Source organism: Enterobacter sp. CM29, from assembly GCF_013179605.1.
GTDB classification, from domain to species: domain Bacteria; phylum Pseudomonadota; class Gammaproteobacteria; order Enterobacterales; family Enterobacteriaceae; genus Enterobacter; species Enterobacter intestinihominis.
On the sequence record NZ_JABMCU010000064.1, the window covers coordinates 1 to 21,143 of the forward strand.

18 protein-coding genes are annotated in these 21,143 nt (G+C 57.0%); 11 read left to right on the forward strand and 7 right to left on the reverse strand.

The window, feature by feature from the left end:
- On the forward strand, positions 1-135 hold a 135-nt coding region (locus HP459_RS10230), incomplete at its 5' end, for a DUF1471 domain-containing protein (protein WP_171936172.1).
- 307 nt (positions 136-442) lie between these two features.
- Positions 443-616: an addiction module toxin, GnsA/GnsB family gene (locus HP459_RS10235; RefSeq protein WP_022648006.1), complete on the forward strand. Its 174-nt coding sequence runs from the start codon at positions 443-445 to the stop codon at positions 614-616.
- Between the two features lie 87 nt (positions 617-703).
- Here HP459_RS10235 and HP459_RS10240 read toward each other — a convergent pair whose 3' ends face one another.
- Positions 704-1,540, reverse strand: a complete 837-nt coding sequence (locus HP459_RS10240) for an alpha/beta fold hydrolase (RefSeq protein WP_022648007.1) — start codon at positions 1,538-1,540, stop codon at positions 704-706.
- A 659-nt stretch (positions 1,541-2,199) separates the two neighbouring features.
- Complete coding sequence (locus HP459_RS10245; protein ID WP_003857375.1) at positions 2,200-3,189, reverse strand: 2-hydroxyacid dehydrogenase; 990 nt, start codon at positions 3,187-3,189, stop codon at positions 2,200-2,202.
- Positions 3,190-3,399: 210 nt separating this feature from the next.
- On the opposite strand from HP459_RS10245, the gene HP459_RS10250 reads away from it, so the two are divergent.
- The 3 genes from HP459_RS10250 to HP459_RS10260 are packed head-to-tail and all read left to right on the forward strand — an operon-like array spanning position 3,400 to position 6,552.
- Positions 3,400-6,039, forward strand: coding sequence for a YdbH family protein (locus HP459_RS10250; protein ID WP_058676688.1), 2,640 nt, complete (start codon positions 3,400-3,402; stop codon positions 6,037-6,039).
- Entirely contained in the window at positions 6,036-6,227 is a 192-nt protein-coding gene (locus tag HP459_RS10255) for a YnbE family lipoprotein (protein ID WP_003857369.1), read from the forward strand. The genes HP459_RS10250 and HP459_RS10255 overlap by 4 nt, the downstream gene beginning before the upstream one ends.
- A 7-nt stretch (positions 6,228-6,234) precedes the next feature.
- Positions 6,235-6,552 carry a YdbL family protein gene (locus HP459_RS10260; protein WP_022648010.1) on the forward strand — a complete coding sequence of 106 codons (318 nt, stop codon included), beginning with the start codon at positions 6,235-6,237 and terminating at the stop codon, positions 6,550-6,552.
- Here HP459_RS10260 and feaR read toward each other — a convergent pair whose 3' ends face one another.
- Positions 6,553-7,461, reverse strand: coding sequence for a transcriptional regulator FeaR (gene feaR / locus HP459_RS10265; protein WP_023300024.1), 909 nt, complete (start codon positions 7,459-7,461; stop codon positions 6,553-6,555). It lies immediately after the preceding gene.
- 241 nt (positions 7,462-7,702) lie between these two features.
- On the opposite strand from feaR, the gene HP459_RS10270 reads away from it, so the two are divergent.
- The gene (locus tag HP459_RS10270; RefSeq protein WP_171936173.1) at positions 7,703-9,202 is read left to right on the forward strand and encodes an aldehyde dehydrogenase family protein; all 1,500 of its coding nucleotides are present in this window, start codon (positions 7,703-7,705) and stop codon (positions 9,200-9,202) included.
- A gap of 550 nt (positions 9,203-9,752) precedes the next feature.
- On the opposite strand, the gene HP459_RS10275 is transcribed toward HP459_RS10270, so the two are convergent.
- From HP459_RS10275 to paaZ, 4 genes are all read right to left on the reverse strand, one after another.
- A complete protein-coding gene (locus HP459_RS10275) occupies positions 9,753-10,859 on the reverse strand; it encodes a GGDEF domain-containing protein (RefSeq protein WP_045309013.1) in 1,107 nt (368 codons plus the stop codon).
- Positions 10,860-10,911: 52 nt separating this feature from the next.
- On the reverse strand, positions 10,912-12,885 hold the full coding sequence (locus tag HP459_RS10280; RefSeq protein WP_048966596.1) for an alkyl/aryl-sulfatase: 1,974 nt from the start codon (positions 12,883-12,885) through the stop codon (positions 10,912-10,914).
- 166 nt (positions 12,886-13,051) lie between these two features.
- The gene (tynA, locus tag HP459_RS10285; RefSeq protein ID WP_171936174.1) at positions 13,052-15,325 is read right to left on the reverse strand and encodes a primary-amine oxidase; all 2,274 of its coding nucleotides are present in this window, start codon (positions 15,323-15,325) and stop codon (positions 13,052-13,054) included.
- Positions 15,326-15,520: 195 nt separating this feature from the next.
- Positions 15,521-17,560 carry a phenylacetic acid degradation bifunctional protein PaaZ gene (paaZ, locus tag HP459_RS10290; protein WP_126291039.1) on the reverse strand — a complete coding sequence of 680 codons (2,040 nt, stop codon included), beginning with the start codon at positions 17,558-17,560 and terminating at the stop codon, positions 15,521-15,523.
- A gap of 285 nt (positions 17,561-17,845) precedes the next feature.
- Between paaZ and paaA the strand changes: the two genes are divergently transcribed.
- The 5 genes from paaA to HP459_RS10315 form a co-directional block, all read left to right on the forward strand.
- Positions 17,846-18,775: a 1,2-phenylacetyl-CoA epoxidase subunit PaaA gene (paaA, locus tag HP459_RS10295; protein WP_032624863.1), complete on the forward strand. Its 930-nt coding sequence runs from the start codon at positions 17,846-17,848 to the stop codon at positions 18,773-18,775.
- A gap of 12 nt (positions 18,776-18,787) precedes the next feature.
- Complete coding sequence (gene paaB / locus HP459_RS10300) at positions 18,788-19,075, forward strand: 1,2-phenylacetyl-CoA epoxidase subunit PaaB (protein WP_003857353.1); 288 nt, start codon at positions 18,788-18,790, stop codon at positions 19,073-19,075.
- An 8-nt stretch (positions 19,076-19,083) separates the two neighbouring features.
- On the forward strand, positions 19,084-19,830 hold the full coding sequence (gene paaC / locus HP459_RS10305; protein ID WP_063138213.1) for a 1,2-phenylacetyl-CoA epoxidase subunit PaaC: 747 nt from the start codon (positions 19,084-19,086) through the stop codon (positions 19,828-19,830).
- 11 nt (positions 19,831-19,841) lie between these two features.
- A complete protein-coding gene (paaD, locus tag HP459_RS10310; protein ID WP_063138212.1) occupies positions 19,842-20,339 on the forward strand; it encodes a 1,2-phenylacetyl-CoA epoxidase subunit PaaD in 498 nt (165 codons plus the stop codon).
- Between the two features lie 7 nt (positions 20,340-20,346).
- Positions 20,347-21,143 (forward strand): FAD-binding oxidoreductase (locus HP459_RS10315; protein ID WP_171936175.1); only part of this gene is annotated, 797 nt, incomplete at its 3' end.

Here is a 21,143-nt window from a genome sequence, read left to right on the forward strand (position 1 = left end):
CAAATTTCTTCACCTTCAGATCTTCATCAAAAACTCTCGAAACTGGCAGATGAGAAGGGCGGGAAATACTATGTCATCATCGCCGCTCGAGAGCATGGCCCTAACTTCCAGGCCGTAGCAGAAGTCTTCAAATAATCTTTCCGAATAACGCAGAAACCCGCTCATGGCGGGTTTTTTGCTTATAGGGAGCAAAAAAAATGCCCCTGGTGCGGGGCGAGTTTGAGTCAAATCTTTTCTTATGTTTATGTGCTCTAAGGCGTTGGCACAATAACAGCTTATTCAAATAATGCAATCTAAATGCATATTTAAATGCAATGGCCCCATCTGCTGCTCATCTCAAGGTGAAGGCAGCATACGTAACGCAGATAGTCTACGCTTTACATAGGGTTATGGTTAAAACCAGTTAGATACTGGAAACAGTAAACGGCCGCAAGAGGTAAATATGAAAGTTGACGCAATGACGCAAAAGGCAGAGGAAGAAATTTCAGCGCTTATAGCCAAAAAAATTGCAGAATTACGAAAAAAAACAGGGCAGGAAGTATCTGAAATTGAGTTTATCGCTCGTGAGGCCATGACAGGCCTGGAGGGGTATGAAGTAAAAATCAAACTCCTGTAAGCGTTTCTTCCTGAAATGGTCGCTCAATTCTTGCCGCAAAAGAGAACCGGGCGTGGTGCCCGGTTGTTTTATGGATAATCAACGTCTTTATGAGCGAATAAACGTCAGGATATCGGCATTTATGGTATCTGCATGCGTGGTATGCATCCCATGCGGGAAGCCTGGATAGATTTTAAGCTCGCTGTTTGCGAGCAGCTTATCCTGAAGAAGGGAGGCATTTTTATACGGGACGACCTGATCGTCATCACCCTGCAACACAAGCACGGGAACGGTGATAGCTTTGAGATCGTCCGTCTGGTCGGTTTCTGAAAATGCCTTAATGCCATCATAGTGGGCTTTGGCGCTACCGATCATACCCTGACGCCACCAGTTCTGGATTGTTCCCTGCGAAACCTCTGCTCCGTCTCGGTTAAATCCATAGAAAGGGCCGCTGGCGACGTCGAGGTAAAACTGGGCGCGGTTAGCGGCCAGCGCCTGGCGGAAGCCGTCGAACACCTCAATGGGCGTACCGCCGGGGTTCGTGTCTGATTTTACCATCAGCGGAGGAACGGCGCTGACCAGTACCGCTTTGGCCACCCGCCCCTGAGGCTGGCCGTACTTCGCAACGTATCTGGCGACCTGGCCTCCGCCGGTGGAGTGGCCGACGTGCACGGCATTACGCAAATCAAGGCTTTCGACCACGGCTGATGCGTCGGAGGCATAATGATCCATATCATGACCTTCACTTACCTGATCGGAACGACCATGACCACGACGGTCGAGGGCGATGACGCGGAAGCCTTCTGCAAGGAAAAAGAGCATCTGGTTATCCCAGTCATCGGCGCTCAGCGGCCAGCCGTGATGGAAAACGATCGGCTGCGCATCCTTCGGACCCCAGTCTTTGTAATAAATACTGACACCATCTTTCGTTGTTACGAATGCCATATTTCAGACTCCTCTGCTAATGGCAACATGTGTGAAGGCTAAGTAAATAGCCCAGCATTTAGGGACGTAATAAAACTGACTTATATTAATCTTATTACTGATATATCCGCTTAAAGTGTAGAAGGGTTCCTGAAAACAGTTATAGATTAATTTTGTATGGTCATTATTTATTTTTAAACGAAATATCCCCTAAACCAGCCGGGGCACTGTGTTATTTTTCTCGCGTGGTGAATCCCCCTGTGCGGAGGGGCTAAACAGCACGTGTAGCTTAGGCAATCAGTAGCGGGTCAAGGTGGCTGACCAACGACTCACCGGGAGGCACCCGGCACCACACATACGTTAAAGCTTGTATCTCGCTAAATTTATTAGGGATGGTGTATGAAGTTGGGCTTTTTGGCTGGAGCAGTGCTGGCAACCTGGTTGTCTTTAACCTACCCGACGCAAATGAGAGCTGTTTTTGAACAACTGGTTACGATAGTGCAGCAAATCACGCAGCCTTCAGCAGAGCCTCATTCTGATATGGTCACACCGGAACAGTCATATCCTTGATTGTTATATTTACGATGAACGTTAGCCATCTTAATAGTTAACCTGTGCTTATTTTTCTGATGGGCTTATTATTGGCCGGGCAGAGGTTACCGCCACCCGGCCTGACGGTCTTAAACGATCGCGTTAGGGCACGCTTCGCCCTTATCAAGCTGCTGTAAATTCCCCAGCGTGGTTTCCGAAATACTGATCAGCGCTTCGGCGGTCAGAAACGCCTGGTGGCCGGTGAACAACACGTTGTGGCAGGCCGACAGGCGACGGAACACGTCGTCCTGAATCACGTCGTTAGATTTATCCTCAAAGAACAGATCGCGTTCGTTCTCATACACGTCCATACCCAACGCGCCGATTTTTTGCGTTTTCAACGCTTCGATAGCGGCCTGAGAGTCGATCAGTCCGCCGCGGCTGGTATTAATGATCATCACGCCGTCTTTCATCTGGTCGAACGCCGACTGGTTAAGCAGGTGATAGTTTTCCGGGGTCAACGGACAGTGCAGGGAGATAACATCAGACTGCGAGAAGAGCGTTTTCAGATCGACATACTCCACGCCCAGCTCCAGCGCAGCGGCGCTTGGGTACGGATCAAACGCCAGCAGGCGCATGCCAAATCCTTTCAGGATGCGTAGGGCGGCCACACCAATTTTGCCGGTACCGATCACGCCTGCGGTTTTACCGTACATAGTAAAGCCGGTCAGCCCTTCCAGAGAGAAGTTGGCATCACGGGTACGCTGATAGGCACGGTGAATACGACGGTTGAGCGACATCATCATCCCGACGGCATGTTCTGCCACGGCTTCCGGAGAATAGGCCGGAACGCGAACAACCTTCAGACCCAGCTCTTTGGCGGCATCGAGATCGACGTTGTTAAAGCCCGCGCAGCGCAGGGCAATGTATTTCACGCCCTGTTTTTTCAACTCTTCCAGTACCGGTCGGCTACCGTCATCGTTAACGAAGATACACACGCCTTCGCAGCCGTGGGCGGTTTTAGCCGTCTTTTCAGTCAGCAGAAAGTCGAAAAATTCAAGATCGAAACCGTACGTCTCGTTAACATGTTGCAGATACTTTTTGTCGTACTGCTTTGTGCTATATACCGCGAGTTTCATAAGACTTTCTCCAGTGATTTTGGAACCACGTTAGCATGTTTAAAATTATCTTACAATTTTTCAAAATTCATTGAAATCAATAAGTTCTATGAATTATTGTAGAGCATCTACTCTTAAAAATGGCATTACCTTCAACTGACTGGCTAAACATGCGACAATGAGCGGCAAGAACGGCTTATTTATTTCGCAAAATCAGGATATTAACTGCCCATGAAGGGTAAATACAAAGCCGCAATCGCGCTATTACTGCTGCTGTTAATCGTGCCGCTGACGCTGCTGATGACGCTCGCCCAGTGGGTGCCCACGCTCGCCGGGATCTGGCTTCCCGTTGGAACGCGCATCGCATTTGAAAAAAGCCCGCGGCTAACGCGCCACGCCCTGATTATTCCCGATCTTCGCTATCTGGTAGAAGAGTGCGAAATTGCCCGCGTGGAAAACGTGACCCTGTCACACCCCAGCCGCTGGGATCTGGATATTGGCGCACTTGAACTTAACTCTGTCTGCCTGAGCAAATTACCGCAATCGGCGCCGTCTACGGTGGCGCCGAAAACGCTGGCGCAGTGGCAGGCCATCCTGCCCAACACCTGGCTGACCATCCACCGTTTTACCCTTTCTCCCTGGCAGCAGTGGGAGGGTGAGCTGCATGCCTCACTCACGCCAGCCCGCCAGGACATCACCTATAAAGGCGAGCAGGTGAGCATTAAGGGGCAGTTGCGCGGCCAGACGCTCTCCATCAGCCAGTTCGATGTGCAGCTGCCGGACCAGTCGCAGCCCGTGAAGCTGGTCGGTGAATTTACCCTGCCGCTGGTACCGGACGGCGTACCGGTGAAAGGGCATACGGTCGCGACCTTTAACGTGCCACAGTTATCCTCGCTGGTCGATGCCGATCTGGACTGGGAGGATAATCAGGGCCAGCTGGTGGTTATGGCGCGGGACAACCCCGATCCGCTGCTCGATTTACCGTGGCAGATCACCGCTCAGCAGTTGACCATCAGCGACGGGCGCTGGAACTGGTCAGCCTCCGGTATGCCGATGAGCGGTCGCATCGGCCTGAAGGTGGATAACTGGCAGCAGGGGCTGGAGAAAGCCACCTTCACGGGGCGGCTCAACGTGCTGACCCAGGGGGACGCGGGTAAGGGCAACGCGGTGCTGAATATCGGTCCCGGCTCGCTCAGTATGGAAAACAGCGCTATGCCGCTGCACCTGAGCGGGGAAGCCAAGCAAAACGATCTGATCCTGTATGCCAGACTCCCGGCGAAGCTGACCGGCAGCCTTTACGATCCGCAGCTTACGTTTGAACCCGGCGCACTATTGCGCTCGCGCGGACGCATCATTGACTCGCTGGATATCGATGAGATCCGCTGGCCGCTGGCGGGCGTGAAGCTCACGCAAAAGGGCGTGGACGGCCGCCTGCAAGCCATTCTGCGGGCGCATGAAAACGAGATGGGCAATTTTGAGCTGCATCTGGACGGCCAGGCTAACGACTTTTTACCGGACAACGGTTTGTGGCAGTGGCGCTACTGGGGTAAAGGGAACTTCACGCCGATGAACGCGCGCTGGGATGTCCGGGGAACCGGGGAGTGGCGCGACAACGTTATCGAACTGACCGATCTTTCCACGGGGTTCGACAAATTGCAGTACGGCACGATGCTGGTCAGCAAACCGCGCCTGGTGCTGGATCACCCGGTGCGCTGGTCGCGGGACCCGGATAACCCCACCTTTAGCGGCGCGCTCGCGCTCAATGCCGGGCAAACAAGCTTTTCAGGCGGAAGCGTGCTGCCGCCGTCCGTTTTGACCTTCAGCGTTGACGGGACAGACCCGACGGTGTTCCAGTTTAAAGGGAACCTTCATGCGGATGACATCGGCCCGGTCCAGGTGAATGGACGCTGGGACGGCGAACGCCTCCGCGGTCAGGCCTGGTGGCCAAAACAGTCTCTTACAGTGTTCCAGCCGCTGATCCCGCCAGACTGGAAAATGACCCTGCGCGGCGGCGAAATGTACGCGCAGGTGGCTTTCTCAGCGGCCCCCGACCAGGGGTTTGAGGCCGGGGGGCACGGCGTGCTGAAAGCGGGCAGCGCGTGGATGCCGGATAACGAAATCAACGGCGTTGATTTTGTTCTGCCGTTCCGCTTAAGCCAGGGCACCTGGTCACTGGGCACGCGCGGACCAGTAACGTTACGAATCGACGAGGTGAAAAACCTGGTCACAGCCCGAAATCTCACCGCGGATCTCCAGGGCGATTATCCCTGGACCGAAGCGAACCCGCTCCTGCTCACCAACGTGAAGGTGGAAGCGCTCGGCGGGAAAATCACCATGCAGCAGTTGAGAATGCCGCAGCACGATCCGGCTTTACTGCGCGTGGATAATATTTCCTCCAGCGAACTGATAAGCGCGGTAAATCCGAAGCAGTTTGCCATGTCCGGCCCGGTGAGCGGCGCGCTGCCGTTCTGGCTGGACAATGAGAAATGGATCATTAAAGATGGCTGGCTGACCAACCCGGGGCCGATGACGCTGCGCATCGACCAGGACACGGCGGATGCCATTGTGAAAGACAACGTGGTTGCCGGGGCGGCGATCAACTGGCTCCGCTATATGGAAATTTCGCAGTCGTGGACAAAACTCAATGTGGATAATCTGGGTGTGTTAACCATGCAGGCGGCCATTAAAGGCACCAGCCGCGTCGAGGGCAAAAGCAGTTTCGTTAACCTGAATTACACCCATGAAGAGAACATTTTTACCCTCTGGCGCAGCCTGCGCTTTGGGGACAATCTGCAAACATGGTTTGAGCAACATGCGGCGATACCCCTTCTCCGCGGTTCGACAGGCAAGGAAAGTGAGGAACAACAATGAAAAAGAGGGCTGGTGTACTCACCGTGGCCGTCGTCGCGCTGCTGTCAGGCTGCACGCCGCGCATTGAAGTGGCGGCGCCCAAAGAGCCGATCACCATCAACATGAACGTGAAAATCGAGCATGAAATCCATATCAAGGTGGATAAAGACGTCGAAGCCCTGCTGAAATCCCGCAGCGATCTGTTCTGAGGATGCCATGAAACGATTAGCTCTGATGTTACTGGCGCTGGGGATGAACGTTCACGCCGCCACGCTTACGCTCAACGATGCGCGCACCCAGGGGCGCGTAGGGGAAACCCTGAGCGGCTATCTTGCGCCCGTTCAGCACGACGCTGAAACCCTGGCGCTGGTGAACCGTATCAACGCCGCACGCACGGAAAGTTACCAGCAGCTTGCTGACAGCAATAATTTGCCCGTCGACGAGGTGGCGAAAATGGCGGGGCAAAAGCTGGTGGCCCGTGCGCAGCCGGGTGAGTACGTGAAGGGGATTAACGGCAAATGGCTGAAAAAGTAACTAGCGGTAACGCTTACGGTATTCGCCCGGCGAAACCCCGAAACGCTGCTTAAAGGCGGTGGAAAAATGGCTATGGTCGGTAAAGCCCCAGCTGTAGCCAATGCCCGCCAGCTTTTCGTCATCGCCGATGGAACGCAGCGCCTGAGCGCATAAATCGAGGCGACGGTTCTTAATATACTGCGCCACCACCAGCCCTTTCCCGGCAAACATGCGGTACAAGCTACGCACGGACATGCCGCTCTCTGAGGCTATCCACTCCGGTCTTAACGCCTCCGACTGAATATGATCGTCAATCAGGGACAGAACGTGGCGGAACTGACGCTCCTTGCGCGGCAGCACCTCGTCATGCTGCTGGAAGGCCGGACGCAGCAGACACACCATCGCCTCCAGCGCCGCTTCGCTTTCACTGGCGCTGAGATCGGCATTGCCCATGCTCTCCTGTAACAGTCGGTAGCTCAGCTGTACGGTAGGCAAACTGCGGGAGAGGGGCAACGCGCACCTCACTTCCTGAAAACGCGCGTGTTGCTCAATGATTTGTCGCGGGAGCAACAGAGAAATCTGGCGGGAACGCTCCTGCCAGTAAATGGAGCACGGGCGGGAGGCATCAATCAGCGTGATATCCCCGGCTTTCAGCAGCGCGCGCTGGTCGTCCTGTTCGATTCCGGCGCTGCCTTCCAGCTGAAACACGGTGTAGAACCAGGCATCGTTGCCGTTTTTGATCTCCTGACGGGTGCGAAACAGGTTAACGCCTGCGGCGGTCACCGTGCTCAGCTTCAGACTTTGGGTGTAGCTGGTTTCCAGTTCGCCGAGAAACGCCCCCTCTAACGGACGTGCCGCAAAGCGCCCACAAACCTGGTTAATTTGCGCCAGCCACTGCTGAAAATTGTCCTGTTCGCTTGCACATGCCATTGATTTTCTCGCTGAACCGTCACTGTTTTCGCATTGTTGCATTTATGTTGCATTTTGTCAGGGCTACGAGGCTGACTATAGGAAAGAACACTCAACGGTTACAGCGATATAAGCGGGAATTATCACGATTTGCGGAGCCTGTCACAGCTGGCAAAGCGAATGTCACACAGACAAAAGCAGGAATGCGAATCCCCTCTTAGACTGCATACACACCCTGCGAAGCATAACGAAGGAGTATCCTATGTCCGAATCACACGTCGCCGTCCTGCCTGGCGTGCAGCAGTTTTTAGATCGCCAGCACGGCCTGTGGATCGAAGGGCGTCAGGCGGCATCCGATAGCGAAAAGCGTCTGAACGTCTACAACCCGGCGACCGGAGAGGTCATTGCCTCCATCGCCGATGCCAGCGTTGATGATGTCGATCGTGCGGTGATGTCTGGCTGGCGCGCCTTTGTCGCCCGAAGCTGGGCCGGGCGGCTTCCGGCAGAGCGGGAACGCATCCTGCTGCGGTTTGCGGATCTGGTGGAACAGCATGGCGAAGAGCTGGCACAGCTCGAAACCCTGGAGCAGGGGAAATCGATTAACATTTCCCGCGCCTTCGAGGTGGGCTGCACCCTGAACTGGATGCGCTACACGGCAGGGCTGACCACCAAAATTGCCGGTAAAACCCTCGATCTCTCGATTCCACTGCCGCAGGGCGCGCGTTATCAGGCGTGGACGCGTAAAGAGCCGGTTGGGGTCGTGGCGGGGATTGTGCCGTGGAACTTCCCGCTGATGATTGGCATGTGGAAAGTGATGCCCGCGCTGGCGGCAGGTTGCTCCATCGTGATCAAACCCTCGGAAACCACGCCGCTCACCCTGTTACGGGTGGCGGAACTGGCGAGCGAGGCGGGGATCCCGGATGGCGTTTTCAACGTGGTGACCGGCAGTGGCGCCGTCTGTGGCGCGGCACTGACCTCGCACCCGCGCATTGCCAAAGTGAGCTTTACCGGATCGACGGCGACGGGCAAGCAGATTGCCCGCGCGGCGGCGGATACGCTAACGGGCGTGACGCTGGAACTGGGCGGCAAAAACCCGGCCATCGTGCTGAAAGATGCCGATCCGGCGTGGGTGATTGAAGGGCTGATGACCGGCAGCTTCCTGAATCAGGGGCAGGTCTGCGCGGCCAGTTCACGTATATATATTGAAGCTCCGCTGTTCGACACGCTGGTCAGCGGCTTTGAACAGGCCGTGAAATCCCTGAGCGTCGGGCCGGGCATGTCGCCGGACGCGTTTATCAACCCGCTGGTGTCGCGCGCCCACTGCGATAAGGTCCAGGCGTTTCTGGATGAGGCGAAGGCGCACAATGCGGAGCTGATCGCCGGGAACCGGGGGCCAGACGGCAAAGGCTATTACGTTTCGCCAACGCTGGTGGTCAACCCGGATAATCATCTGCGACTGACGCGTGAAGAGGTCTTCGGGCCGGTGGTGAATCTGGTCCGTGTAGCTGACGGGGAAGAGGCGCTTCAGCTGGCGAACGACACTGAATACGGCTTAACGGCCAGCGTCTGGACGCAGAACATCAGTAAAGCGCTGGAGTACACCGACAGGCTACAGGCCGGAACCGTGTGGGTGAACAGCCACACGCTGATAGATGCCAACCTGCCGTTCGGCGGCATGAAGCAGTCTGGCACCGGGCGCGATTTCGGCCCCGACTGGCTGGATGGCTGGTGTGAAACCAAGTCGGTGTGTGTGCGGTATTAATAAAACGCCGGGTGGCGGCTACGCCTTACCCGGCCTACGGGATCGAGGAAAAAGGTTGGTTTTGTAGGCAGGGTAAGCGCAGCGCCACCCGGCGTAACTTACAGCGACCACCGATTCCGCCCGGCCTCCTTCGGCCTGTACAGCGCCGCATCGGCGCGGGCGATGATTTCCGCCCCGACTGGCTGGACGGCTGGTGTGAAACCAAGTCGGTGTGTGTGCGGTATTAAAAAAACGCCGGGTGGCGGCTACGCCTTACCCGGCCTACGGGATCGAGGAAAAGGTTGGTTTTGTAGGCCGGGTAAGCGCAGCGCCACCCGGCGTAACTTACAGCGACCACCGATTCCGCCCGGCCTCCTTCGCCCTGTACAGCGCCGCATCGGCGCGGGCAATGATTTCCGCCCCGACTGGCTGGACGGCTGGTGCGAAACTAAGTCGGTGTGTGTGCGGTATTAAAAAAACGCCGGGTGGCGGCTACGCCTTACCCGGCCTACGGGAGCAAGGAAAAGGTTGGTTTTGTAGGCCGGGTAAGCGCAGCGCCACCCGGCGTAACTTACAGCGACCACCTATCCCGCCCGGACTCCTTCGCCCGATACAACGCCGCATCGGCGCGGGCGATGATTTCCGGGCCAGCCAGTCCTGGGGTATAGCCGGCAATGCCCATACTCACCGTCACACATTCACTCACCTTCGACGCGCTGTGCGCAATGGCTGCGGTGCGCAGGCCAGCCTGGATCCGCGCGGCGACTTTCTCAGCAACGCTTTCTTCACAGTCAAAGAGGATCACGACGAACTCCTCACCACCGTAGCGCGAAACCACATCCTCTGGCGTGCGCACCGAAGTGTTCAGCACCTCCGCGACCCGCGCGAGACATGCGTCCCCCGCCTGGTGACCATAGGTGTCGTTATACAGTTTGAAGTAGTCGACATCCAGCATCAGGACCGTGAAGCGTTTGCCTTGCTCCACCGCATTTTCCAGCACCAGCTCCATCGCCCTGCGGTTGGCCGTTTTCGTCAGCGGATCCTGATGGGCCAGCGCATCCAGCCGCGAAATTAAACGCTGATTCTGCTGGTTGCGACGCCAGGCCTCTTCAAACCAGCTTAAGAGGATGTAGCGTCCGCAAACGAGAATGAACGTGAACACCACCCACAGCCCGGCAAAGCGAAGGTTCATCTCCTGATTCAGCAGCATGCTGGCAACGGGCATGGTGATCCACAGCGGCGCGATAAAGCACACCAGCCCCACCGGATGAAAATAGAGCGCGGTCATACCGGCCATCAGCAGGGTAACGAATATCGGCCAGGGATGAGGAAGCTGTATCACGTTGATAAACCAGTAACAACTTATCGACCATAGCAGGCTACACATTAACAGCACGGCGCTGACGCCGCGGATGTGGCGCCAGGCCATTATTACCAACGCCACGGAAAGGATGACTACCCCCAGCATGGAAGCGTCAATCATCTGTGTGAGAGGTGGGCTGACGTGTAAGAGGGTATCAATTTGGCCGAACAGGGAATTGCGCAGCAGGATCATGAGCGCAAAGCTCGCGTTGACGAAGGCGAGCCACGGCAGGTTCATGGCCAGCCCGTGGACAACCATGGCGTTACGGGTCGGCCAGGTCGCGGGCTCCGGAGTGGCGTTGTGTCTTTTTTCCATGAGAGAGAATGTCCCTGTGGCGGGCGGAAAGACCGCCCGCGAGTGCATGCCTTTACGGGGTCACAATGTTAAACCAGAATTCAAATTTATCCATGTAACCGAGCATGGCATCGAGTTTTGCGGCATCGCCCGTCACTTTGATATCGCCATTATCCTGAGCCTGTTTAAGCGTCACTTCTTTCAGGATGATTTTATTCAGCGTATCGCGGTTGAGGGTCACGGTCGCGTCAGCATCCTTCGCTTCGGCGTTCGCCGTGTGGTTCAGCACGCCATTTTCCAGCTCCAGCTTGTATTTGCCGCCGTCGCTGCCGAGGTCGATGTTAAACACCGATTTTGCATCCGCTGCTTTTTCACCGTTGATATGCACCGCCAGATAGTCAAAGAACATTTCTGGCGTCATTGCGCGCACGGTATCCGGGCTGGCGGTATTCGGGGTCGGACCTTTCACCACGCCGTTACGCAACTCCTGCGCGCCGGTCAGGTAGAAGTTACGCCATGGGCCGGATTCAGCCTGATAACCCAACTGCTCCAGGGCATCCGCTTCAAGGTTACGTGCGGCCTGGTTGTTTGGATCGGCGAATACCACTTTGCTGACCACCTGAGCCACCCAGCGATAGTTGCCCTGGTCAAAATCGGTTTTAGCTTTACTCAGGATGGCATCCGCGCCTCCCATATACTCCACAAATTTCTTCGCGGCTTCTTCAGGCGGCAGTTCATCCAGGGTCGCGGGGTTGCCGTCAAACCAGCCTAAATAGAGCACGTAGGTGGCTTTGACGTCATGACTGACTGAACCGTAATAGCCTCGGTTGGCCCAGGTATTGGCCAGGGAGTTCGGCAGCTTGAAGTTGGCGGCGATCTCGTCACGCGTCAGCCCTTCATTCGCCATGCGCAGGGTCTGGTCGTTGATGTAGCGGTAGAGGTCGCGCTGGCTTTTCAGCAGGTTAACCACATTCTCGTTGCCCCAGGTCGGCCAGTGGTGCTGCGCCATGATAACTTCGGCCTTATCACCCCAGCGTACAATTGCCTGGTTGATGTATTTCGACCATGGCAGCGGTTCACGAATTTTCGCACCGCGCAGGGAGTAGGTGTTGTGCAGGGTATGGGTAACATCTTCCGCAGATTCGATCAGCTTTTTCTCTTCGATATACCAGAGCATCTCAGAAGGCGCTTCGGAGCCCGGCGCGAGCATAAAATCATAGGTCAGGCCATCGATCACCTCTTTCTGACCATCTTTCTCGATGATATTGGTCGGGGCAATCAGGGTCACCGTCCCGGCGGAGGTGGTGGTGCCGAGACCCGCACCCACCTGGCCTTTCGCATCCGGCTTCAGCAGGTTGCCGTACATATAGCTGGCGCGGCGGCTCATGACGTTGCCCGCCATGATATTTTCCGCGACGGCGGCCTCCATAAATCCGGCTGGCGCGTAGACTTTAACCTTGCCGGACTTCACGTCGGCTTCGTCCACCACGCCGCGCACGCCGCCATAGTGGTCAACGTGGCTGTGGGTGTAAATAACAGCGACGACAGGTTTCTTGCCGCGATTTTTATAGTAAAGATCCATCCCGACTTTGGCCGTCTCCGCCGACACCAGCGGGTCGACCACGGTAATGCCTTCTTTACCTTCAATAATGGTCATGTTTGACAGGTCGAGGTTACGGATCTGGTACACGCCCTCGGTGACTTCAAACAGGCCGCTGATGTTAATCAGCTGGGACTGACGCCATAAGCTCGGGTTAACCGAATCGGGCGCTTTATCGCCTTCCTTGATAAAGGCGTACTGCTGTGGATCCCAGACGGTGTTGCCTTGCTCCCCTTTGATAATTTCCTGAGGTAGCGGGGCGATAAACCCTTTGTGGGCATTGGTAAAATCGGTGTTATCAGAGAAAGGAAGCTGGTTGAAGAGTGCGTTGTTGGCCTGCTGAGTTGCTGCGGTTGCATCCTTAGGGGCTTCTGCGGCCCAGGCTGAACTGGCGGAAATGAAAAAACCGGCCAGCGCAAGGCTTCTTGCTATCTCATTGACTTTCATCCTAAAACCTCTCGGTTATGTATAGCGTTGTTCATGGACACTTCGATATCTACAAAATGTTTCAGATGTTGCAAAAGCATTAAGCGAAGTAACATTAACTATAATCGGGGAGTGGTATTCAGCAAGAAAGCGAATGAAAAACCGGGCATCGTGCCCGGTCAACGTGTTATTTCTGCTCTTTTTTCTTACCGAGCGTTGGCGTCTCGTCAAAGAAGTTCCACGGCTTGAGTAACGTGTGCACCCATTCCGTCGGCATTATCGGCCACTCCTCGGCGCGGGCGACATGGGTGGTGCCGGTGGTCATCCAGATGACGTTATCTTGGTCGTTCAGCGACTCGTTATCTTTGCTGTACTGGCCGAGGCCCGTATCATGCGTGGAACGGTTCGGGTATTTTCCCTCCGGGTACCTCTCGTCGGGATGGTAACGCGTCACCCACAGCTGTTTATCCATAAAGCTCAGGCGGTGATAAATCCACTCGTCCGGGGCAAACCTCGCGCCCGTCGCCACCGGGTGTGTGCCCCCCGCGTAAGGGATGATCTGATACGAGACCGGGTTGCCCATGCGGTTCTCTTTGCTGGTGTTGCTCAGCAGGCGGATGGTGCCCGGATCAAACTTCTGCGCCGCCTGCAGTTCGGTATCAATATCATACTGATTAACCTGCATGGTGCTGGTGCGCGGTCCGCCAGCGGTGTTCGGTTTGACGTCCGGATCCATGGCCACCAGCTTGTTGTTGATGCCGTCCACGTCCATATCCAGACGGAAGTTGTAGATGTGCTGGTGGGTGGTGCCGACAATATTATGGTCGATCAGCGTACCGTATCGGGTGTCATCCTTCGCGGTGGCATCATGCATGGTTTTCGTCTGCACGCCTTTCACCGCTTCAATGCCCGTGGCCCCTGCATCAATGCCGATGGTGCCGTTTTCGTGGAATACCCAGTCGAAGATATAATCGTAGTTACCCACGGTGCTGACCCAGCGCACCACCAGCTCGCGGCGCTCGGTGCTGACGTTGGGTTTACCTAACTCCTGATGCTTATACTCCGGCCCGGCGTAACGCTCGAAAATGGCGATCGCCCGGGGGAACTCCATTGGCGCACCGGTATAGTCCGGGATGGTTTCGTTGAGCATCACGGCGTTAGACGGAACATCCTTGCCGCGCACCAGCGGGGAGGTCAGGGTACCCATGCCGTAATCACCGGAGTCCAGGTAGGCCTTAAAGTACCAGCCGATATCCGGGTCGCCGTACGGCACAATCATGCCCCCGAGCGATCCCTGATACATCACCTGTCGCTTTTTGCCGTTGTCGTTATAGGTCACGGTGGAGATCATCGGACCGACGCGCGAGTCCAGGCTCAGATGAAAATCCCAGTTCTGCCAGTGCACCATATCCCCGGTAATGGTGTAGTTCTTGCCTTCCGGCTCGATAATCTCCAGCGGTTTTTTCACCGTTTCAACGCGGTCACGGCCATCATAAGGACGCGGGGTGAGCGGCACCGGCACGACCGGGCCTTCCTCAATGTTCTGGATTTTCTTCTGCTCAAGATCCACCACCGCAACCAGGTTTTCGATCGGGTGCGCCCAGTAGTTACCGTCGCCCACGTCGAGATAGCTGATCACTTTCAGCAGGCGGTCTTCCTGTTTCAGCCCATCCTTGCCGTCAAAAAAGCCGACGGTAAGCGGGGTGGTGATCACTTTCTTCGGATCGGTAATGCCGCGCTTTTTCAGCACGGCGGCAAACTCCGGGCTTTCATTGATGATCTGCTGCACGGTATTGAAGTCATCCAGCAGCACCATGCCGTGCGCGTCTTTGATCGGCTCCCAGCGGAGGATCTTTTTGTCCTTCAGATCCACCCGGCTTTCGACGATGCGTTTGCCGTCAAGCATGATGATATTGGCCAGGCGGGGCGCATCCACCGCCGTGCCGTTAAGCACGAAGTCCCAGACTTTGGCTTTTTCTGGCTCCGCCAGCGCAATCTGGGTAAAGCGGGTATTGGGTTTAAAATCCGCAGAGGCTTTCACAATGGCTACGGCCTGGTTGATTTCATCCGCCGTCAGCGCGTTTAACGGATGGGGGCGTTTTTCAACCTGGAATGTCTGATCAAGACCGGACTGAAAGACATCGTTGATAAAAGTCTCCGGGATATAGGCCTTATTGTTCTTCATCACCACGGGCACCTGGAGCGTCAGCGGTTTGCCGTTAACGATGGCGGTGTTGGCGCCGGGTTTGACCTTCACAAAGGCACCGTCTTTAGCGATGGTGAACATCTGGGCGTAATCATCCCACTGCACGTCCGCGCCAAACGCCTGAAGCGTTTTGTCCATCGGGACCATATGCGCCTCGCTGCCGTGAGCGTAAACAGGGGATTGCCAGGCGCAACAGAGCGCAACGGCCATGGCCAGTGCCGTTCTACGGGCAAAAAAAGAAGAATTGCTTCCCATCGCAGACCTCATCTTGTTGTGTTTATTGTGTTGTGTCAGCCTTATCCTGACAGGCGCGCGCGAAAAGCGTTTGCCTGCATCTGCCAGGTTGTTTGTCAGTCTTGCCAGGTTAAAAAAAGACCGGGGGATATCACACCCCGGTCAGGTAGTTGTAGGCCGGGTAAGCGGAGCGACACCCGGCATGAAAGAGGTGCGTCAGAAGTCACCCTGCTGGCGCGCCACCAGCGTCAGGATGGAGTAAAGCGCCACGGCCTGCTGATGCTGGTTGAAGATCTCCACCGCCCATTCCACCACGCCCGTCGGTTTTTCCTCGGCAGTGCGCTGTTTCTTCAGCGTTTTACGTTTACAGGTCAGGCGCACCTGAATGGTATCGCCCGGCTTGACCGGCTCGATAAAGCGCAGGTTTTCCATGCCGTAGTTGGCAATGACCGGCCCAACCCCGGCATCGACAAACAGCCCCGCCGCGGCGGAAATCAGGAAATAACCGTGTACCACGCGCTCGCCAAAAATCGACTCCGCCGCGCCAATTTTGTCCATATGGGCATAGAAATGATCCCCGCTCAGGCAGGCAAAATTCACGATATCCGCTTCCGTCAGGGTACGACGCGGGGTCAGCAGGCTGTCGCCCGGCTGTAACTCCTCGAAGTATTTACGGAACGGATGAACGCGATCTTCCAGCACCTCCGCGCCACGGACCCACTGTTTGCCGATGGCGGCGAGCATGGAAGGGCTGCCCTGAATGGCCGTGCGCTGGAGATAGTGCTTCACCGCACGCAGGCCGCCCAGCTCCTCGCCGCCGCCCGCACGTCCCGGGCCGCCGTGCACCAGCTGCGGTAGCGGTGAACCGTGGCCGGTGGATTCTTTCGAGGATTCCTGGTTGAGGATCTGAATGCGTCCGTGGGCGCGCGCGGCACCGGCAATAAATTGCCGCGCCACGTTTGAATCTGCCGTGACCAGCGTTCCCGCCAGGCTGCCGCCGCCCGCCCGCGCCAGCTGCATGGCGTGTTCACTGTTGCGGTACGGCATCAGGGTGGCGACGGGGCCAAAGGCTTCGGTGGCGTGAACGGCCGGAGTTTCGTCCGGCTGCGGGCAGAACAGCAGGGTGGGCGGGAAGAATGCGCCAGCCGCCTGCATATCGGCTTTACCACCCAGACGGATCTGGCAGCCCGAGGCAAGCAGATGATCGACTTTTTCCTGCACGTCAGCACGTTGCTCACTGTTGACGAGAGCCCCCATCTTCACCCCTTCCTGGGCCGGATCGCCGACGACCACGTTCTCCAGCCGCGCAATCAGCGCCTGGCTGACGGCTTCAACCTGCGCTTCCGGCACGATGATGCGGCGGATGGCGGTACATTTTTGCCCGGCCTTGGCGGTCATCTCGCGCACCACTTCACGGATAAACAGCGCAAACTCCGGCTGGTCCGGCGTTACGTCTTCACCGAGCACGCAGCAGTTAAGGGAATCCGCTTCCATAGTAAACGGAATGGAATGCGCGACGATATTCGGGTGTACGCGCAGGCTTTGCCCGGTGCTGGCCGACCCGGTAAACGTCACCACGTCCTGGCTGTCGAGCTGGTTCAGCAGATCGCCCGCGCCACCACAGATCAGGCTGATGGCGCCGTCCGGCACCAGTCCGCTCTCGACGATCGCTTTCACCATTGCCTGAGTCACCTGCGCGGTGGCGGTGGCGGGCTTGATGATGGCGGGCATCCCGGCAAGCCAGGTGGGTGCGAGCTTTTCCAGCATCCCCCAGCACGGAAAGTTGAACGCGTTGATATGCACCGCCACGCCGGATTTCGACGTTAACACGTGACGTGCCGCAAAGCCGCCTTCCTTCGACAGCGGGATCAGCTCATCCTCCGGCCACAGGGTATCGTCCGGCAGCTCACGGCTGCCGAGGCTTGCGTAGGTGAAGAGGGTGCCGATACCGCCTTCAATATCCACCCAGCTGTCGGCCTTCGTCGCGCCGGTCTGGGCTGACAGGGCATAAAACCGATCCTTCTGGCTCAGCAGATGTTTGGCCACCGCCTTCAGCATGGCGGCGCGCTCGATAAAGCTCATTGCGCGGAGCGCTTCTCCGCCGTGTTCAATGGCGTAACGGCGCGCGGCCGCCATATCCAGCCCTTCGCTGGTGACTTCAAATAGCGTTTCCCCGCTGATGGCGTGGGTGATGGTGCGCTCGCGGCCCCGGCCTGATTGCCAGGTGCCGGACAAGAAGCTGGCTAACTGCTGCATTTCTTCTCTCCAGGTGTTTCGTGATTTCACTATAAATAGTTTGATCGCGAATCATAAAAAGCAAGCTGAGTTTTAATGAATTGTTAACGTTGTGATCTCTATTGCTTAGCCTGACCACCCGAAAGCCTTGTATAATCGGCCTTTCATGAAAAGGCTTGCGAGCATCGTCACAAAATAAACAAACGCTTCTTGGGGTTATATTTAACCTTTGTGTAACTTTTAAGAAACCAAATGATTCACCATTTTGCTGTTTGTGGTGATTTAACGAATCACAAAGGTGGTTATGTGACGCAAGAACAACGCTTTGAGCAACGCATCGCACAGGAGACGGCGATCGAGCCGCAGGACTGGATGCCGGATGCCTATCGCAAGACGCTGATCCGCCAGATTGGACAGCACGCCCACTCTGAGATTGTCGGCATGCTGCCGGAAGGAAACTGGATCACCCGCGCGCCGACGCTGCGCCGGAAAGCCATTCTGCTGGCGAAGGTTCAGGACGAAGCCGGACACGGCCTGTACCTCTACAGCGCGGCGGAAACGCTGGGCTGCGCCCGGGAGGACATCTATCAAAAGATGCTCGACGGCAAGATGAAATACTCCTCCATCTTCAACTATCCGACCCTGAGTTGGGCCGATATCGGCGTCATTGGCTGGCTGGTGGACGGGGCGGCCATCGTGAACCAGGTGGCGCTGTGCCGTACGTCTTACGGCCCGTACGCCCGGGCGATGGTGAAAATCTGTAAAGAAGAGAGCTTCCACCAGCGTCAGGGTTTTGAGGCCTGTATGGTGCTGGCGCAGGGCAGCGAAGCACAGCGGCAGATGTTGCAGGACGCCATCAACCGTTTCTGGTGGCCCGCGCTGATGATGTTCGGACCCAACGACGACAACTCCCCAAACAGCGCCCGCAGTCTCGCCTGGAAGATCAAACGCTTTGGCAACGATGAGCTTCGCCAGCGCTTCGTGGACAACACGGTGCCTCAGGTGGAGATGCTCGGCATGACCGTGCCGGATCCCGACCTGCGTTTCGATGAAGAGAGCGGCCACTACCGCTTCGGCGAAATCGACTGGCACGAATTTGACGAGGTGATCAACGGGCGCGGGATCTGCAACCACGAACGTCTGGCCGCAAAACGTAAAGCCTGGGATGACGGCGCATGGGTGCGTGAAGCCGCTCTGGCCCACGCGGAAAAACAACGCGCCCGCCAGGCCGCATAAGAGGAATCAACCATGAGCAATGTTTACTGGCCGTTATACGAAGTTTTTGTCCGTTCGAAGCAGGGGCTGTCGCACCGCCATGTGGGCAGCCTTCACGCTGCCGACGATCGCATGGCGCTGGAAAACGCGCGCGATGCCTATACCCGCCGCAGCGAAGGCTGTTCTATCTGGGTGGTGAAGGCGAGTGAAATCGTCGCTTCCCAGCCGGAAGAGAGCGGGGAGTTTTTCGATCCGGCGGAAAGCAAGGTCTACCGCCATCCGACGTTTTACACCATCCCTGATGGCATTGAGCATATGTGAGGTTGGGGATGAACAACGTATCTGCTTATGCCCTGCGTCTGGGTGACAACGGTCTGGTGCTCTCACAGCGTCTGGGCGCCTGGTGCGGCCATGCGCCGGAGCTGGAAATTGACCTGGCGCTCGCCAATATCGGCCTTGATCTGCTCGGGCAGGCGCGCAATTTCCTGACCTACGCCGCTGAACGGGAGGGTAAGGGTGATGAAGACACCCTGGCCTATGGCCGCGATGAGCGTCAGTTCCGCAATTTGCTGCTGGTGGAACAGCCAAACGGCAGCTTCGCCGACACCATTGCCCGTCAGTATCTGATGGATGCGTGGAACGTAGCGCTGTACGAACGGTTGATCCACAGCAGCGACAGTCAGCTTGCCGCTATCGCGGCAAAAGCCATTAAAGAGGCGCGCTATCACCTGCGTTTTAGCCGCGGCTGGCTGGTGCGGCTGGGGGACGGGACAGAAACCTCCTCACAGAAAATGCAGCAGGCGGTGGATAGCCTGTGGCGCTTTACGGCTGAATTGTTCGACGCCGACGACGTCGAGCTGGGGCTGATTGACACCGACGTGGCGGTTGATCCGCGCGCCCTGCGGGAACCGTGGGAGCGCGAAGTGTTTGCCGGGCTGGCGGAAGCTACCCTCCGCGTGCCCGAGGAAGTGGCGTATCGCACGGGCGGCAAGAAGGGGCTACATACTGAACACCTCGGACCGATGCTGGCTGAGATGCAGTATCTCCAGCGCGTTTACCCCGACCAGCAGTGGTAAAGGAGAACGCTATGCAACGCCTCGTCGACATTGCGCCTGCCCAAATCCCGCAGATTTGGGCGCTGTTAAGCCAGATCCCCGACCCGGAAGTGCCGGTGCTGACCATCACCGACTTAGGCATGGTGCGCAGCGTGAAGGCGCAGGGAGAAGGCTGGGTTATAGGCTTCACGCCAACCTATTCGGGCTGTCCGGCAACGGAGCATCTGCTGGGGGCGATCCGCGAAACTCTGACCGGGAACGGCTTTTCCCCGATACATATTGTGCTGCAACTGGAGCCCGCCTGGACCACCGACTGGATGACCGACGATGCCCGCAGGCGCCTGCGGGAATATGGCATCAGCCCGCCTGTCGGCCATAGCTGCCATGCCCACGTTCCTGCGGAGGTGAGCTGCCCGCGCTGTGCGAGCACCGATACCTCGCTCATCAGTGAATTTGGTTCCACGGCCTGCAAAGCGCTCTACCGCTGCAATACCTGCCGTGAGCCCTTCGACTATTTCAAATGTATTTGAGGCTGCCATGACAACGTTTCATTCATTAACAGTGGCAAAAGTGGAACCCGAAACCCGCGACGCGGTGACCATTACCTTCGCGGTGCCGCAGGCGTTACAGGAGGCGTACCGCTTCCGTCCCGGTCAGCATTTGACCCTGAAAGCCAGTCCTGGCGGGGATGAACTGCGCCGCTGCTACTCCATCTGCCGGAGCACCGCGTGCGGTGAGATCAGCGTGGCGGTCAAAGCCATCGAGGGCGGACGTTTTTCCCGCTATGCCCGGGACGAGATCAAACCTGGCATGGCGCTGGAGGTGATGGTTCCCCAGGGGCATTTTGGCTACCAGCCGCAGGCCGAACGCGAAGGCCACTATCTGGCGATTGCCGCCGGGTCCGGGATCACCCCGATGCTGGCGATTATGTCCGCTACGCTGGCCACTGAAGCCCACAGCCACTTCACCCTGATTTACGGCAACCGCAGCAGCCAGAGCATGATGTTCCGCCGGGCGCTGGCGGACCTGAAAGATAAATACCCGCAGCGTTTGCAGCTGATCTCCATCTTCAGCCAGGAGACGCTCGACAGCGATCTGCTCCATGGCCGTATTGACGGGGAAAAGCTCCAGGCGCTGGCAAAAACGCTGGTGAATTTCCGCCAGTACGATGAAGCCTTCATCTGCGGCCCGTCGGCGATGATGGACGAGGCTGAGGCGGCGCTGAAAGCGCTGGGTATGCCGGAAAAAGCGATCCATCTTGAGCGCTTTAACACGCCGGGAACCCCCGTTAAACGGACAGTCAGCGTGCAGGCCGACGGGCAGAAGGTCACCGT

Bases quoted from the DNA above. Each gene is read 5' to 3' on its own strand.
- HP459_RS10245 (WP_003857375.1), bottom strand. From the start codon at position 3,189: ATGAAACTCGCGGTATATAGCACAAAGCAGTACGACAAAAAGTATCTG.
- paaD (WP_063138212.1), top strand. From the start codon at position 19,842: ATGCAACGCCTCGTCGACATTGCGCCTGCCCAAATCCCGCAGATTTGG.
- feaR (WP_023300024.1), bottom strand. From the start codon at position 7,461: ATGGCATGTGCAAGCGAACAGGACAATTTTCAGCAGTGGCTGGCGCAA.
- HP459_RS10250 (WP_058676688.1), top strand. From the start codon at position 3,400: ATGAAGGGTAAATACAAAGCCGCAATCGCGCTATTACTGCTGCTGTTA.
- HP459_RS10280 (WP_048966596.1), bottom strand. From the start codon at position 12,885: ATGAAAGTCAATGAGATAGCAAGAAGCCTTGCGCTGGCCGGTTTTTTC.
- HP459_RS10260 (WP_022648010.1), top strand. From the start codon at position 6,235: ATGAAACGATTAGCTCTGATGTTACTGGCGCTGGGGATGAACGTTCAC.
- HP459_RS10255 (WP_003857369.1), top strand. From the start codon at position 6,036: ATGAAAAAGAGGGCTGGTGTACTCACCGTGGCCGTCGTCGCGCTGCTG.
- paaZ (WP_126291039.1), bottom strand. From the start codon at position 17,560: ATGCAGCAGTTAGCCAGCTTCTTGTCCGGCACCTGGCAATCAGGCCGG.
- HP459_RS10270 (WP_171936173.1), top strand. From the start codon at position 7,703: ATGTCCGAATCACACGTCGCCGTCCTGCCTGGCGTGCAGCAGTTTTTA.
- HP459_RS10235 (WP_022648006.1), top strand. From the start codon at position 443: ATGAAAGTTGACGCAATGACGCAAAAGGCAGAGGAAGAAATTTCAGCG.
- HP459_RS10240 (WP_022648007.1), bottom strand. From the start codon at position 1,540: ATGGCATTCGTAACAACGAAAGATGGTGTCAGTATTTATTACAAAGAC.
- HP459_RS10275 (WP_045309013.1), bottom strand. From the start codon at position 10,859: ATGGAAAAAAGACACAACGCCACTCCGGAGCCCGCGACCTGGCCGACC.
- tynA (WP_171936174.1), bottom strand. From the start codon at position 15,325: ATGGGAAGCAATTCTTCTTTTTTTGCCCGTAGAACGGCACTGGCCATG.
- paaB (WP_003857353.1), top strand. From the start codon at position 18,788: ATGAGCAATGTTTACTGGCCGTTATACGAAGTTTTTGTCCGTTCGAAG.
- paaC (WP_063138213.1), top strand. From the start codon at position 19,084: ATGAACAACGTATCTGCTTATGCCCTGCGTCTGGGTGACAACGGTCTG.